Annotated in this window: 10 protein-coding genes and 3 pseudogenes; 9 read left to right on the forward strand and 4 right to left on the reverse strand. The window is 57.4% G+C overall.

Features of this window, described 5'->3' with window-relative positions; translation table 11 throughout:
• Nucleotides 1-246: 246 nt before the first annotated feature.
• Nucleotides 247-1,231: pseudogene (locus tag JKG68_RS27430) on the reverse strand (IS481 family transposase).
• A gap of 330 nt (nucleotides 1,232-1,561) precedes the next feature.
• On the opposite strand from JKG68_RS27430, the gene JKG68_RS27435 reads away from it, so the two are divergent.
• The 5 genes and pseudogenes from JKG68_RS27435 (at nucleotide 1,562) to JKG68_RS27455 (ending at nucleotide 5,466) form a co-directional block, all read left to right on the forward strand.
• A complete protein-coding gene (locus JKG68_RS27435; RefSeq protein WP_202065091.1) occupies nucleotides 1,562-2,374 on the forward strand; it encodes a hypothetical protein in 813 nt (270 codons plus the stop codon).
• A 223-nt stretch (nucleotides 2,375-2,597) separates the two neighbouring features.
• Nucleotides 2,598-3,368 (forward strand): annotated as a pseudogene (locus JKG68_RS27440) (IS5 family transposase).
• 130 nt (nucleotides 3,369-3,498) lie between these two features.
• Nucleotides 3,499-4,590 carry an IS630 family transposase gene (locus tag JKG68_RS27445; protein ID WP_202065093.1) on the forward strand — a complete coding sequence of 364 codons (1,092 nt, stop codon included), beginning with the start codon at nucleotides 3,499-3,501 and terminating at the stop codon, nucleotides 4,588-4,590.
• A 94-nt stretch (nucleotides 4,591-4,684) separates the two neighbouring features.
• Nucleotides 4,685-5,113, forward strand: coding sequence for a transposase (locus JKG68_RS27450; RefSeq protein WP_202065095.1), 429 nt, complete (start codon nucleotides 4,685-4,687; stop codon nucleotides 5,111-5,113).
• On the forward strand, nucleotides 5,032-5,466 hold the full coding sequence (locus tag JKG68_RS27455) for an IS5 family transposase (protein ID WP_202065096.1): 435 nt from the start codon (nucleotides 5,032-5,034) through the stop codon (nucleotides 5,464-5,466). The genes JKG68_RS27450 and JKG68_RS27455 overlap by 82 nt, the downstream gene beginning before the upstream one ends.
• Nucleotides 5,467-5,556: 90 nt before the next feature.
• Here JKG68_RS27455 and JKG68_RS27460 read toward each other — a convergent pair.
• Together JKG68_RS27460 and JKG68_RS27465 are read right to left on the reverse strand one after the other, a co-directional pair.
• Nucleotides 5,557-5,817, reverse strand: a pseudogene (locus JKG68_RS27460) (transposase); the annotation flags it as partial.
• A 46-nt stretch (nucleotides 5,818-5,863) separates the two neighbouring features.
• Nucleotides 5,864-7,044 (reverse strand): IS3 family transposase gene (locus tag JKG68_RS27465; RefSeq protein WP_202065103.1). Its coding sequence is split into 2 segments (ribosomal slippage): nucleotides 5,864-6,780 and nucleotides 6,780-7,044, totalling 1,182 coding nucleotides; the frame shifts between segments, so codons are not numbered across the junction.
• 274 nt (nucleotides 7,045-7,318) lie between these two features.
• Here JKG68_RS27465 and JKG68_RS27470 point away from each other — a divergent pair.
• The 4 genes from JKG68_RS27470 to JKG68_RS27485 all read left to right on the forward strand — a co-directional run bounded on the left by JKG68_RS27470 (nucleotide 7,319) and on the right by JKG68_RS27485 (nucleotide 12,803).
• A complete protein-coding gene (locus tag JKG68_RS27470) occupies nucleotides 7,319-8,008 on the forward strand; it encodes a sugar transferase (RefSeq protein WP_202065105.1) in 690 nt (229 codons plus the stop codon).
• A 216-nt stretch (nucleotides 8,009-8,224) separates the two neighbouring features.
• Nucleotides 8,225-9,130, forward strand: coding sequence for a beta-1,6-N-acetylglucosaminyltransferase (locus JKG68_RS27475; protein WP_202065106.1), 906 nt, complete (start codon nucleotides 8,225-8,227; stop codon nucleotides 9,128-9,130).
• A 747-nt stretch (nucleotides 9,131-9,877) separates the two neighbouring features.
• Entirely contained in the window at nucleotides 9,878-11,152 is a 1,275-nt protein-coding gene (locus tag JKG68_RS27480) for a polysaccharide biosynthesis/export family protein (RefSeq protein WP_202065107.1), read from the forward strand.
• A gap of 100 nt (nucleotides 11,153-11,252) precedes the next feature.
• Nucleotides 11,253-12,803: a cellulase family glycosylhydrolase gene (locus tag JKG68_RS27485; RefSeq protein ID WP_246515942.1), complete on the forward strand. Its 1,551-nt coding sequence runs from the start codon at nucleotides 11,253-11,255 to the stop codon at nucleotides 12,801-12,803.
• A gap of 272 nt (nucleotides 12,804-13,075) precedes the next feature.
• Here JKG68_RS27485 and JKG68_RS27490 read toward each other — a convergent pair.
• Nucleotides 13,076-13,396: transposase (locus tag JKG68_RS27490; RefSeq protein ID WP_246515938.1), on the reverse strand; the 321-nt coding region annotated here is incomplete at its 5' end.

Consider the following 13,396-nt stretch of genomic DNA (forward strand, 5'->3'; position numbering starts at 1 on the left):
GCTGCAGCGTTGGTACGCTGGTCTGTCCAGGAAATCCGCCGCGTGGCCACACGCCTCCAGCAACGCCGGATCGAGCCTGCCCTTGTGATCGCCTGGTCCGCCTGGAGACGAGCGCATCAGGCCATGGCGCAAGCCTCACATCGCAAACGAAGGGTGCAACTCACATGGGGAACGGTTGGTCAACAGAGAGAATGATGAGACATGGATGAGATCTCCCGCTGGTGTTTGACATCCAAGGTCTAAGTGCTAGGTGTCTGGATGCGGGACCTCCTTGGCGTGAGCGACGACCTGGAGGGCTGGCGGCAAAGCGTCTGCATCGGGCGGCTTGTAGCGCCGGTTGGCCAGCTTCGGCTCGGCGGCCAGACGCCGTTGCACGGCCTGTTAAGGTGAGGCCCCCTTGAGCACGCGCTGGCGTCTCCGATTGTAGGCTTGGTTGAAGCCTTTGAGCAGCGTCTCGAGATCCCGATGGCTATAGATCGTAATCCCCAGCACCTCGCGCTGCACCCGGCCGTTGAAGCGCTCCACGAGACCGCTGGTCTGCGGCGTGTAGGGCTTGGTTCTGCGATGCTCCACCTTCATCTGGCGGCAGGCGTCTTCCAAGCCATCGGCGGTAAAGCAGGATCCTCTGTCCGTCAGGACATGCGTGACCTTGAAGGGGAAGGCGCGCACCGCCTCTTTCGAAGGCAACCGCGCTGGTGGTCAGCTCATCGTCCTTGACCGCCAGGTGCACCCAACGCGAGCAGCGGTCGATGGCCACATAGAGAAAGCGCTTGCGGCGCTCGCCGTTGGCGGTCTGCAGCTTGGGCAGGTGCTTGATGTCCATGTGCACGAAGCCAAGATCGTAGTCCTTGAACGTGCCGCTTTTGCGCTTGCGCTGCTGCGCCGGGGGCAATCGTCCTAACCCTTCCGCCTTGAGGATGCGGTAGACAGCATCGCGGTTGAGATGCGGCAGGAAGTGCGTGATCACAAAGGTGAGGTCATCAAGCGGAAAGCCGGTGGCCTGGCGCAGAGCACAGACGATCGCGCGCTCTTCGTCTGTGGCCTTCCAGGGCAGCTTGTGCGGCCGGCTGGAGTGGTCCTGGCAGTCGTGGGCTCCGCGTTTGCGCCACTTGCGGATGGTCTCGGTGCTCACGCTAAAGCGCTGGGCCAGCACGCTGGTGGGCTCTCTCGAGCGGGCAATCTCCTGGCGAACAGCTGGGGTGGTGCGAGCTTGCGGATGAAGGGAGTGCATCATGTCCTCCTTCGACGAGGGGCTCGGCGTCGCAGACCATCGAAGCGCCAAGCATACTCCTCAATCGCGTAACGCACCTGATCCCAACAACGTTCGGCTACCAAACACATAGTCAAGACTGGCGAGATGCTGCTTTACCCCACCATGAGCCGCATCCTGCTGCGCCGTCTCACCCGAAAGCAATGATAATTGCTCACCAGCCTCTTAAAATGTCGACTGAGGTTTGGTCGAGACCAGCCCCTCTCCAACATTGAATATCTCGGGGTAGCTCTTCCGAATAACTTCGCTCTTATGCAGAAGAAACTTATGATTATGCTTCGGGAGGAAATAATGAGAACGTATGTTTATTTATTGCAGCAACAATTGTCAGCAGAAGCCGAAGCTTGGCAGCACCCACTTTGGGTGTCTTGGCTAATCATCCTTGTACCGATATTGCTCGTTCTCCCAACTGCGGTCTTAGCCGTACTTGCCTTCCTATCGCCCGACCTCGCCCGTCCGCTGTTTACATGGATCACCGCAGAAGACTCGCTCATAGAGTGGCTCCAATTCAGCTTCATCGGTTTGTCAGCGTGGGCCGCATGGCGCATCGGATTGACTTTGCTACCGAGCCAAGAGCGCCGTGCTGGCATCCTGTATATTGTGATCGCTCTTGTGGCGGTTTTTATCGCCGGAGAAGAGATCTCCTGGGGCCAGCGGCTGATAGGATGGGGTACGCCAACAGAGTGGGCGGCCATCAATGAACAAGGAGAAACTACCATTCATAATGTGGGCATCATCCGACGTTCGTTCCTTCTCATGCTCTTTATGGCCTCGATGTATGGAGCATTTGTGCCGCTCGCCCAAGCTGCCTTTGGCAATGGGCAGACCCGCACACCATTGAGCCTGCTCTTTGTGCCGCCGGTGTCAGTAGTGCCAGCCTTCTTGTTGATGTTCGGGTACCGCCTAGTGCGCATGACAATTTGGGAGCATCCAAACTTTCTGATCGTTAAATTCGCAGAGTCCGTAGAAGCAGCATTCTACTTCGGTGCGTTGGCATTCTTACTTCTGAATCTGCATCGCCTCCGGAAAGCTCAGCAGAGCCCGGCGCTTGGTTCGCGCGCTCCTGAAGTTAACGATCCAAAGGTGGAAGGGATAAGACTTTAGAAAGAGCTTTTTGATCCATGGCCTCCATACACGAGAAGCAATGATCGAGATCTCGGCACTGTACGTTGTCAGAACTTTTGAGACGGTAGACCCTTTGATCTAAGAGCCCGTCCCGACAAGGGTTGAGTGGCCGAGGCCGCTATGATTCCAGGAGGGTGCTGAAGCCTGACCTGGAACCGCAAGGTGGACCCCGACCCCACGGCGGCAGTATAGCCGCGACGGCTTGCGTTACGAAACCGATTTGACGGATGCCGAATGGGCGCTGATCGCGCCGCTCCTACCTGCGCCTCGCACCCGCGGTCGACCGCGGCGCTGGCCGGTTCGTGAGATCCTCAACGGTATCTTCTACGTGCTTCGCGGCGGCATTGCCTGGCGGCTCTTGCCCTCCGATCTACCACCCAAAAGCACGGTCTTTCGCTGGTTCAGCCTGTGGCGGGACACCGGCCTGTTTGAGACGATCAACCACCTGCTGGTCATGGTTGATCGCGAGCGGGTCGGGCGGGAGGCGTCCCCTACAGCCGCCGTGCTCGACAGCCAAAGCGTGAAGACGACGGAGAGTGGCGGCCCAAGAGGCTATGACGCTGGCAAGAAGGTGAAGGGCCGCAAGCGTCAGGTGCTGGTCGACACCGACGGACGCGGTCTGGTCCTGGAGCCCCAGCCGGCGGACGTTCAGGACCGCGATGGTGCGCCAGTTGTCCTGCGCCTGTCACGACGTGCGTTCCCGTTCATCGTCAAAGCGTTTGCCGACAGCGGCTATGCCGGAGAGGCTCCCAGCCAAGCGACCTCGATTATCATCGATATCGTCAAAAAGCCTCCTGATCAGGTTGGGTTCGCGGTGCACCCACGCCGTTGAGTCGTTGAACGGTTCTTCGCATGGATCAGCCGCAACCGCCGACTTTGGAAAGATCCTGAGGCGACACTCACGTCAGCTCGGGCCTTCCTTTATGCCGCTTCCGTCATGCTCCTCGTCCGCCGCTTGGGGCGGTGCTCATGATTTACGGGACGGACTCTGAGTGCTCGAGTTCATCCGATCTGGATTTCAGACTAGTGGTGCGAGTTTGAAGTTGATTTGCGGTTTGGCGGTGGCGGGAGCAGTCTGAGAGCCTCTCTCCCGGGAGGCTGCCATGGCCCGTGGACCCAAGCCGGTTGTGTTGTCCCTTACCACAACGGAGCGGGAGACCCTGCAAGCCCTGGTGCGTCGGCGAAGCACGCATCAGGATGTGGCGATGCGGGCTCGCATTGTGCTCGCCTGTGCTGATCCTCACGCCACCAACACGGCCATTGCCCACCGGCTCGGCGTCAGCCGGCAGAGTGTCGTCACCTGGCGCCAGCGCTTCCTGGCTCACCGCCTGGATGGCTTGAGCGATGCTCCGCGCTCCAGGGCGCCGCGCCGGGTCGGCGATGATGAGATCGAGCACCTCGTTGCACTGACCTTGGAAACCCAACCGTCTGCCGCCACGCACTGGTCCACCCGGAGCATGGCCCGGCACGTGGGGCTGAGCCAGACCATGGTGTCGCGGGTCTGGCGCGCCTTTGGACTGCAGCCCCCCCGGCAGGAGACCTTCAAGCTGTCGCGTGACCCTGCTTTTGTTGACAAGGTCCGGGATGTGGTCGGGCTCTACCTCAATCCACCGGAGCGGGCGCTGGTGCTGTGCGTGGACGAGAAGCCGCAGATCCAGGCCATTGAGGGCACGACGCCGGTTCTGCCGATGCGTCCAGGACAGGCTGAGCGCCGCAGCCATGACTACCGGCGGCATGGCACCACCGACCTGTTTGCGGCCTTGAACGTGAAGACGGGCCGCGTGATCGGCGCCTGCCAGAGGCGGCATCGCAGCGAAGAATTCCGCGCCTTTCTGGATCAGGTTGAGGCGTCTGTCCCGGGGGATCTGGATGTGCATCTGGTGCTCGACAATGCCTCAAGCCACAAGACGCGCCCGGTGCATGACTGGCTGGTGAAGCGACCCCGCTGGCATCTGCACTTCACCCCGACCAGCGCGTCCTGGCTCAATCTGGTGGAAGGCTGGTTCTCTCTCCTGACCCGGCGCTGTCTCCAACGCGGCACCTTTGTCAGCACCGATAGCCTGAAGACCGCGATCCAAGACTACATCGAGCAGACCAACCGCGATCCCAAACCGTTCGTGTGGACCAAGTCCGCCGATGAGATCCTGGCCAGCGTCAAACGTTTCTGCCAACGCACTTTGAACTCGCACCACTAGGCCGTGTGGACGGATTGGGCCGAGCAACGGGTAGGTAGATTCCCAAATCAGTGTAGCGATGATTCATAGCGGGTCGGCTTCAGGAGGCGCGACCATGCTGACGGGAATGACGGAAGACGACTGGGCGACGGTGTTGCGAGTGTTTACCGCCTCTTGCTCCCAGCGCGGCGCCAAGGGCCGCAACGACCGCCGCTTCCTGGAGGCACTGCACTATTTCACCGTCCACAACATCACCTGGCGAGCCCTACCTGAGCGCTTCGGCAACTGGAACTCGGTCTGGAAACGCTTCTGGCGCTTGAGCCGGGCGGGCGTGTTTGAGGTCTTCTTCGACACCTTGGCGGCCCTGAGTGACACGGCGCATCTGGCGCAGATGTTCGACTCCACCATCGTGCGGGCGCATGTCTCGGCCGCCGGGGCAAAAGGGGGCAGAGCCGGCAGGCCTTGGGCCGCTCCCGTGGAGGCTTCTCGACCAAGATCCACCTCAAGACCGACTGGGCTGGCGATCCACTGGGCTTTCACCTGACCGGTGGTGAGGTCAGCGACAGCCCGCACTTTGAGACGCTGCTCGATCTTGGGCCCGACATCACGCCTCGGGCGGCTGTCGGTGACAAGGGCTATGACGCCAAGGCCAACCGGCAAGCTGCCCGGTCCCGCGGCATCTGCCCGGCCATTCCGTACCGCACGACCACCAAAGACAAGCCGAAGTTCTTTCCCAAGGCGCTCTACCGCGGGCGGGCTCGCATTGAGCAGACCATGGGAAAGCTCAAGCGCTTCAAGCGCGTTGCTTTACGCTGCGAGAAGACTGACGTGAACTACGGTTCCTTCGTCGCACTTGCTCTGAGTTTCATCCTCATCAAATCCGTCCACACGACCTAATCAGCGCGCATCTTGTGCTGCAAGCGCCGGCTTTGGATAATCTGTCGTTTAATCCTGTCTTTCTCCATCGGAATAGCTTCTCCGTGTCCAGGTGGCCTCCCGCGCGGCATCATCAGCCAGACGCTCCTTGCCAGCCTCCAGGAAGCCCTTGAACCAGCGGCAGTACACGTTGGACGGGATGTCCTCGCGTCGGCAGAGTTCGGCGACTCTGTCCTCACCGCGCAGGCCCTCCAGCACGATACGGATTATCTCCTCAGCGGAGCAATGCTTGAGGGTGGCCCGGCGGATCTCCTTGACCACCGTCTCGGCCGACTCCTTGCCAGCCCTGGTTTCCGTTTCATAAGTGCTTATGGCGGACAATCGTGATCCGCCCCCACTGAGTGGTCCGGCTGGAATGTTAATAGAGTGATGGCCTCGACACCAGCGCAGGCGGCGGTGCTGATTGGGGTTGCTGAGCCGCCCGCGCCGACATGGCCGGCACGAAGACCTCCGGCGCTGGCGGCTTGTACCCGAGCGATCCGTGGGGTCTCAGGGTGTTGTAGTGGCGCCGCCAGCTTTCGATCACGACCTTCGCCTCCCTGAGCGAGTAGAAGATCTCACCATCGAGCAGCTCATCTCGGAGCCGGGCATTGAAGCTCTCGATGAAGCCGTTCTCCCACGGACTGCCAGGAGCGATGTAAGCCGTCTTCGCTCCGACGGCGGTGATCCACTCCTGAACAGCTTTCGCAATGAATTCGGCGCCATTATCTGACCGAATGTGCCCGGGCACGCCGCGCAGAATAAAGAGGTCCGACAGAACATCGACGACGTCAACTGCCTTGAGCTTACGACCGACCCGAATGGCCAGGCACTCATGCGTGAACTCGTCGATCACATTCAGCATCCGGTACTTCCTCCCGTCATGGGTGCAATCCTCCACAAAGTCATAGCTCCAGACGTGGTTGGGCCTCTCGGCCCGCAACCGGGCGCAGGATCCGTCATTGAGCCACAGACGCCCTCTCTTGGGTTGTTTGGCAGGCACTTTCAGCCCCTCCCGTCGCCAGATCCGCTCGACCCGCTTGTCATTGACGATCCAGCCGGCTGTCGAACGCAGGAGTTCTGCAATCTTGCGGTAGCCGTAGCGGCCGTACTGGCGGGCGAGATCAATGATGTCGGCGGTGATCCGGGCCTCATCGTTTCGTCCTTGCGGAATGCGCCGCTGCGTCGAGCGATGCTGTCCAAGCACACGGCAGACCCGGCGCTCGGACAGTTTCAAGGTGGATCGGACGTGCTCGATGCAGGCACGGCGACGGGCGGGGCTTACCAGTTTCCCGAGGCGGCCTCTTTCAGGATCTGCTTATCGAGGGTCAGATCGGCTACCGCGCGCCGGAGGCGAGCGTTCTCCGCCACCAGATCTTTCAGGCGCTTGATCTGATCGGATTTGAGCCCGCCGTACTCCGACCGCCAGCGATAATAAGTCACCTCGGTCACGCCGATGGCGCGAACCGCATCGGCAACAGAATGGCCTTGTGAGACCATCACATCGACCTGGCGTAACTTGGCAACAATCTCTTCCGGCTTGTGACGCTTCTTGGGCATTTCGGTCCTCCTGTGAGCCTCAAGACATACTTCAGGGTGGACCATTTCAATGAGGGTGAATCACCCTGCGCGTTGCGTTTTGCCCTGCCGATTATAGGCTTTTTACCCCGTCCAGAATGTCTTTGTTACGGACGGACTACCCATTATTAATTCGACACCTAAACAATTGTTGCGCTGGCTATTTTTCTGTTTCGACCGAATCTTCCAGTACACAGTATCCCCAAGGGTATTCGCCCGGCGGAATTTTCCTTCACGATAAGTCGGAGCATAAGCAATGGTAAGCGACTCAAGGCCCAGTTCTGTGCTGCCGCGTGCCCAAGATGACTTACTGCTTTCTCTTAGCCGGCCCTCCTTTCACAGAAAGGCCAAGAGAGGACTGGATGTATGTTTGGCTACCTTAGGGATGATCATGCTTTTCCCTCTGATGTTGTTGATCTGCGCTTTGATATGGCTCGGCTCTGGAGGACCGGTTCTTTACAAGCAGCAGCGAATTGGCATGGCAGGCCGTCGTTTCCAGTGCCTGAAGTTTCGGACTATGGTTCCTAATGCAGACAAGGTATTGCAGGAACTTCTTGAGACGTCCGCAGACGCTCGGGATGAGTGGGAGCAAAGCTTTAAGCTCAAAAAGGACCCACGCATCACCCCATTTGGAAAGTTCTTGAGACAGACCAGTCTCGACGAACTTCCCCAGCTTTTCAACGTACTTGTTGGCGATATGAGCCTCGTTGGTCCCCGTCCTATCGTCGCTAACGAGATGGCTCGCTATGGCGATGTGCTGCCGCTCTACTTTTCCATACGACCAGGCCTTACGGGCATCTGGCAGATTAGCGGACGTAGTGACTGTAGTTATCAGGAGCGGGTAGCTTATGACGAGCAGTATGTGCGGAACCTCTCCTTGAAGAACGATATACTGATCATCCTTCGCACCTTTGAGGCTGTATTCAGCCGGCGTGGCAGCTTTTGAACCACGCTTCCCTTGAAGCCAAGGTGGTGATGATGGCGGACGTTCCGCTTTGCCAACCACCAAAGCTGCCAAGCTCTGCCTTGCGAGAGTTACACCTGACTGCCGGCTGAAAGGCACATCTTCCATACATCCCAGCGGATGGGCGGCTGTACTCGTCGGCTGGGCAATCGAATTAGCATTCTTTGTGAGTGGAGACTGTTGGATGCTGGTGCCAACATGAAGATCGCCTACCTGGTTCTAGCGCATGCCCGCCCAAAGCAGTTGCTTCGACTCATTGATCGGCTCGACGGTCCCGACATTTCTTTCCACATTCACATCGACTTATCGGCAGGGGATACGATCTTCCGGGAAGCCGTGTGCACGTTGGCGAAGCGCACCAACGTTTTCTTCGTTGAACGGCAAAAATGCAATTGGGGTAGCATGAGCCTCGTTGAAGCGGAACTGAGGTGTCTCAAGAACGCTTTTGATTACATTCCTCGGTTCGATGTCGCCGTTCTTCTTTCAGGCGCGGACTACCCGATTAAGTCACGATCTGCGATCCAAGCGTTCTTCGAGAGGTATTCAGGACAATCCATCATGCATCACTGGTCTCTCCCCTCAGAGAAATGGGCGAATGAGACGGGCGGACTGGAGAGGTACCAATTCTGGAACGTCAAGATTGGTCGGAGCTTCCTTCCTATTCTTGGGCCGCGCAGGTTCAGCAATACCGTCATCGACTATTGCTGGAATGCTGTCGCTACAAGATTTCCGATCAGACGGCGATTTCCAATCGGCTTGACTCCATATGGCGGCTCAATGTGGTGGGCACTCACACGAGACTGCGCCAAGTATGTTCTTGACTTCATAGACGAAAATCCTAACTGTACCCGATTTTTTAGTCATGTGAAGATCCCTGACGAGATGTACTTGCAATCGATCATCATGAGTTCACGTTATGGAGATCGTGTACTGAACCAGCCATTGCACTTTCTCTCATGGCAAACATTTGGGGCTCCCTCCCCCCGGGTCCTCACGCAAATCGATATGCCGGACCTATCCTCTTCACCATGTATGTTTGCCCGGAAGTTCGATATTGAGATAGACGGCAAGGTACTTGACCTTGTCGACGAGATCCTTCTCTGAATAGGGTCGAGAAGAACGTCTCAACCGCATTGGGTCAGAAGGTTGACGTCGGGGTGAAGTGGAACACCCAGCATGGATGACATGCAAGCCGTGTCCGTATCTTCAGGTGCCTGTGAGCTGCCTAGTTGTCAAGGATTGCGTTGATCACCCTGCTGGTTGGTACATTCAACTCGACCGTGTTCGGGATCGAGTTAGATCCCGATGGCTGTAGCGCTGTATACAGCGTCCGAATACGGTGTGGTCAAGAATATTGGGGCCGCAAACAAGGTCGCTGTCCTATGCCCTTCATAACCATGGATCATGGTCACAGGACGCCCGGGGCTCATGAGGTGCTGAATTGGGTGCGGCTCAGCGCTTGGAAATGGCCTTTTCAATCGATGAACAGAACCCAAGCATGCGCCGGCGGGCTCATTTGATGGCTGACGATCTCCTCGACATTCTCGGCAAAGCCTACCAGCACACTACACGGAATGCGGCTAAGCTCGCACTGCTTGCACGCTCCTGTTCGTCGAGAACCTCGGCCAAGCGACGTTCGTTGTTACGTGCAGGCGCTCCCCTATTATCCGAATAGTCAGCAGCCTACCTCCTTCGACCGAGTTACTTTCCTGTACGCATCTGGCATAGTCCCACCCACTATTGATCATTGGCGCTCAGCACGCATTTGTTTCTCAGCTGCTGGTTTCCATTCTCACCGATGCACGAAGCACATCCGCTTGGCCGCAAGTTGGAAAATCCGGAGATTGTAGAGTGTTCCAAGTCATACAGTTTCGAGGAAAATCGCATCTGCTCTGTCTTTTGGCTTTAATCGGCGGCTTTGCGCCCGCTGCCCACGCAGAGTACAAGTTGGGCAGCGGCGATGTGATTGAAGTTTCAGTGTTCAAAGTCCCTGAGCTAACCAAGCGGGCGACTGTCGATATCGACGGCCGGGTAGCTGTTCCCTCGCTTGGCTCCGTCGATGCCTCTGGCTCTACACTCCAGGAACTCGGTGAGAGAATCCATGCGTTCCTCGTGAGCCGGGGTGTCGCTATCGATCCGCAAGTATCGATAGCGTTGGTCGAGGCTCGGCCCTTTTTCATCAGTGGAGATGTGGGGAAGCCAGGCTCCTACCCGTACCAGTTGGGCCTGACAGTCCGCCATGCCATTGCTTTGGCAGGTGGTTTCAGTCTGTCGCGGTCCCGAGGGGAAACCGGATCGCCTTCCCAAGCGGTCGATTTAAGAAGCCAGGAAGCAATCATCTGGACCGAGCTGATCAGGCAGCGCGCAAGGGTTGCGCGCCTCAAGGCAGATCTAGAGGGCCGCAACAACCTCGACCTTCCCAGCTTTGAAGATGCACCAATACCTCCTCAGACCGTGGCTGAAATCGTTAGGCTGGAACTGGAGCAGTTGAAAGCTCAGAAAGAGGAGCTGAGCAACGAGCACCTTCATCTGAAACGGGTTCTTGATCAGCTTCAGGAGAGAATCGCTGCCCTGAGCCAGCAGAAAGCTTTCGAAGAGGAAGGTCTTCGCCAGCAGCTCAAGGAAGTGCAGACGGTCAGCGGCCTCAAGGATCAAGGCCTTGTTGCCAATCCCCGCGCGGCGCAGGAGCAAAGGACGCTTCTTTTCATGCGTACAGGGGTTGCAGAAACCACCGCCCATATAGCCCTTGCTCAAAGAGAAATCGAAATAATGAAACGAAGGCTCCAGAACCTCGAGGAGAAGCGCCAGATAACTCTGAATAGTTCTCTCCAAGACGCGATCGTAGGCATTGACAAGACACAATCCCAATTGAAGGCAGTCGTCGAAAAAATGCTGCATATAGGAGTCGCCAGACCTGTCGAGGAGCCGCAAATCATTATTTTCAGACGTGAAGGGAAGAAGCGGGTTCAGCTCATTGCCGGCCAAGATGATGACATTCTTCCAGGCGATGTGATCGAAGCGAACTATGCTGTCACGGCCGGGAACGCCAGTGGGCTGGCTGACCGCAGCTTTGCTAATGTGCAGGGTGTCCGACCTATCGTGGCAGAAAGCCAGCGGCCGAAGTAAGTTCTTTGAGAGACCGGCTTTTCTAGAACGCGCGCTCTTACGGGTCAGGAACAATCTGCACGCTGCGAGAGCTGAGTACATCGAGGAAAGCGTGGCATTGATGGATCAAGTAAATCCTGTGGAGAGAAACGTGCAAAGATGGATATACTTGCCACTTACTATCACGCTTGGGGCAGCTGCTCTACAGGCAAACGCGTCTGAGGTATCCCTGATAGCTGTTTCCACTAAACTCGGTTCCGAAGCGAGAACCCAGAGCAGTGGGGTCAACGTCTCTCAGTCCGGTCTTGCTCAGCAGGGCACAGCAGAGATCGTTGTCAGCAGCAACGGTGAGGTTCTCAAGCTTTCATCAAGTTCGGATACTGTGACCGAAGGCAGCTTCATCACCTTTACGCTAACGACGATTCAAACTCCGCCGGGAAGGACTTTCACTCTGGAGTTATCCGGAATCGAGCCTTCTGACGTCATAGGTGGCCTCATTCATCCCATGACAGTCGAACGCAGTGGCTCTGCCAAGCTGCGCATCTACTTCGCCTCTGACGCTGAGCTCGAAGGCATGCAAACGGTTAATGCCCATATCAAGGATTCGAGCTCCGAGGTTGTCATCTCACTTCACGATGGCGCTCGCGTGGTCCAGAATGCAGGCCAGCGGCTCGGAATGTCCAATGGAATTGACTCCTTGCGGTGGCTTCCGGACAAGGACCTCGATGACTTATTCGCGGATTATGCAGAGCTTGGCGTGCAGTGGTTTCGCTTCGACCTAGCTTGGAGCGTGGTTCAAAAGGCGGATCCAGACAGCTACGACTGGGCCCAGATTGACCGCATTGTCAGCGGAGCCAACAGACATGGTATTCAACTGCTTGCCTGCCTCACGTTCGCGCCCAAGTGGGTTCGCACGACTGGTGGATTGACCTCTTCAGAGAATATTGCTGCTTTTGCAAACTTCAGTGCAAAAGCTGTTGCGCGCTACAATGTTAACGGCATCAATTCTTGGGAGATCTGGAACGAGCCGAATTTAAAAACCTTCTGGGAGACTGGACCAGATCCTGCAGTTTACACCAACGTGCTCAAGGCGGCTTACACCGCAATCAAGAGCGTTGATCCAACCTCAACGGTCATTGCAGGCGGCCTGTCGCCCGCCCGTGCGACGGACAAATCCAAGAGCCCTTCGCGCTGGATCAGCGCAAGATCTTTCCTATCGGAGATGTACGCCAACGGCGCTAAGGATCACTTCGATGCAATCGGCTTCCACCCGTACTCCGCACCTCTCATGCCAAGTAGCCCGGCTCCCTGGAGTGGATGGCAGATGATGGCTTCAACGAGCCCCAATCTCCGGAGCATCATGACTGCCAATGGCGATGCCGGGAAGAAGATTTGGATAACAGAATATGGCGCAGCAACCAATGAACCGGTCAGCGAGGTCTCGGAGCAGAAACAGGCTAGAATGCTGCAGGAGGCTTATGATCTTGCAGGTGGGTACGCCTGGGCAGGCCCGTTGTTCTGGTATAGCTACCGCGATCGAGGAACAAATCCAGCTGACAAGGAAGACTGGTTTGGGCTCATCAGTGCGTCCAATACTAAGAAGCCAGCTTATGAGACCTACAGAAGCATCACTGGTTCCAAGGCGGGGGATGTCGCCCCTGCACAGAATTAAGCCGAGTCGCGACCATGAAAGTATATCGCCATGAGTGACGCTGCGAGCTGGGCAGCCGGCACTTTCGGAACAGTCGCCGGATCAACTTGGCTTGGCCGTGAACTCACGCACTCTCAACACTTTGATTTCGATATCATGCCCACACCATCCCTGGACGGACGGGCAAGTTGAGAGGACCAACCACACCCCTCAAGGACGCGACCGTAGGACGCTGCTACTACGACCCTCATGACCAGTTGCGGGGTAGTGTCCAGATCTTTTCGCACTTTCGTTCATGCGACGGCGGCCCCGTAGGTTTCGTTCTTCGCCGCGCGAAGCGGCGCCATGTTCATGTACTTGCGCGTCGACCACTGGGTGCCGGCGATGTGGCGAAGCCGAGCCGCGGCCAGGTTCAGGCAGGACTGGCCATCCGGAAAGGCGCCGACAACCCGAGTTCGTCGCCGGATCTCGCGCATGATCCGCTCCAGCGGATTGTTGGTCCGTAGCTTGATCCAGTGGCAATCCGGAAAGCCATAGTAATACCAAGTCCCTGAAGGTCTGACTCGTTCGTGATTTCCCGGGCTGGAGTGGGTGTGATTCAGTTTGGTGAACCA

The sequence above is a fragment of the Microvirga aerilata genome, assembly GCF_016743775.1.
GTDB classification, from domain to species: domain Bacteria; phylum Pseudomonadota; class Alphaproteobacteria; order Rhizobiales; family Beijerinckiaceae; genus Microvirga; species Microvirga aerilata.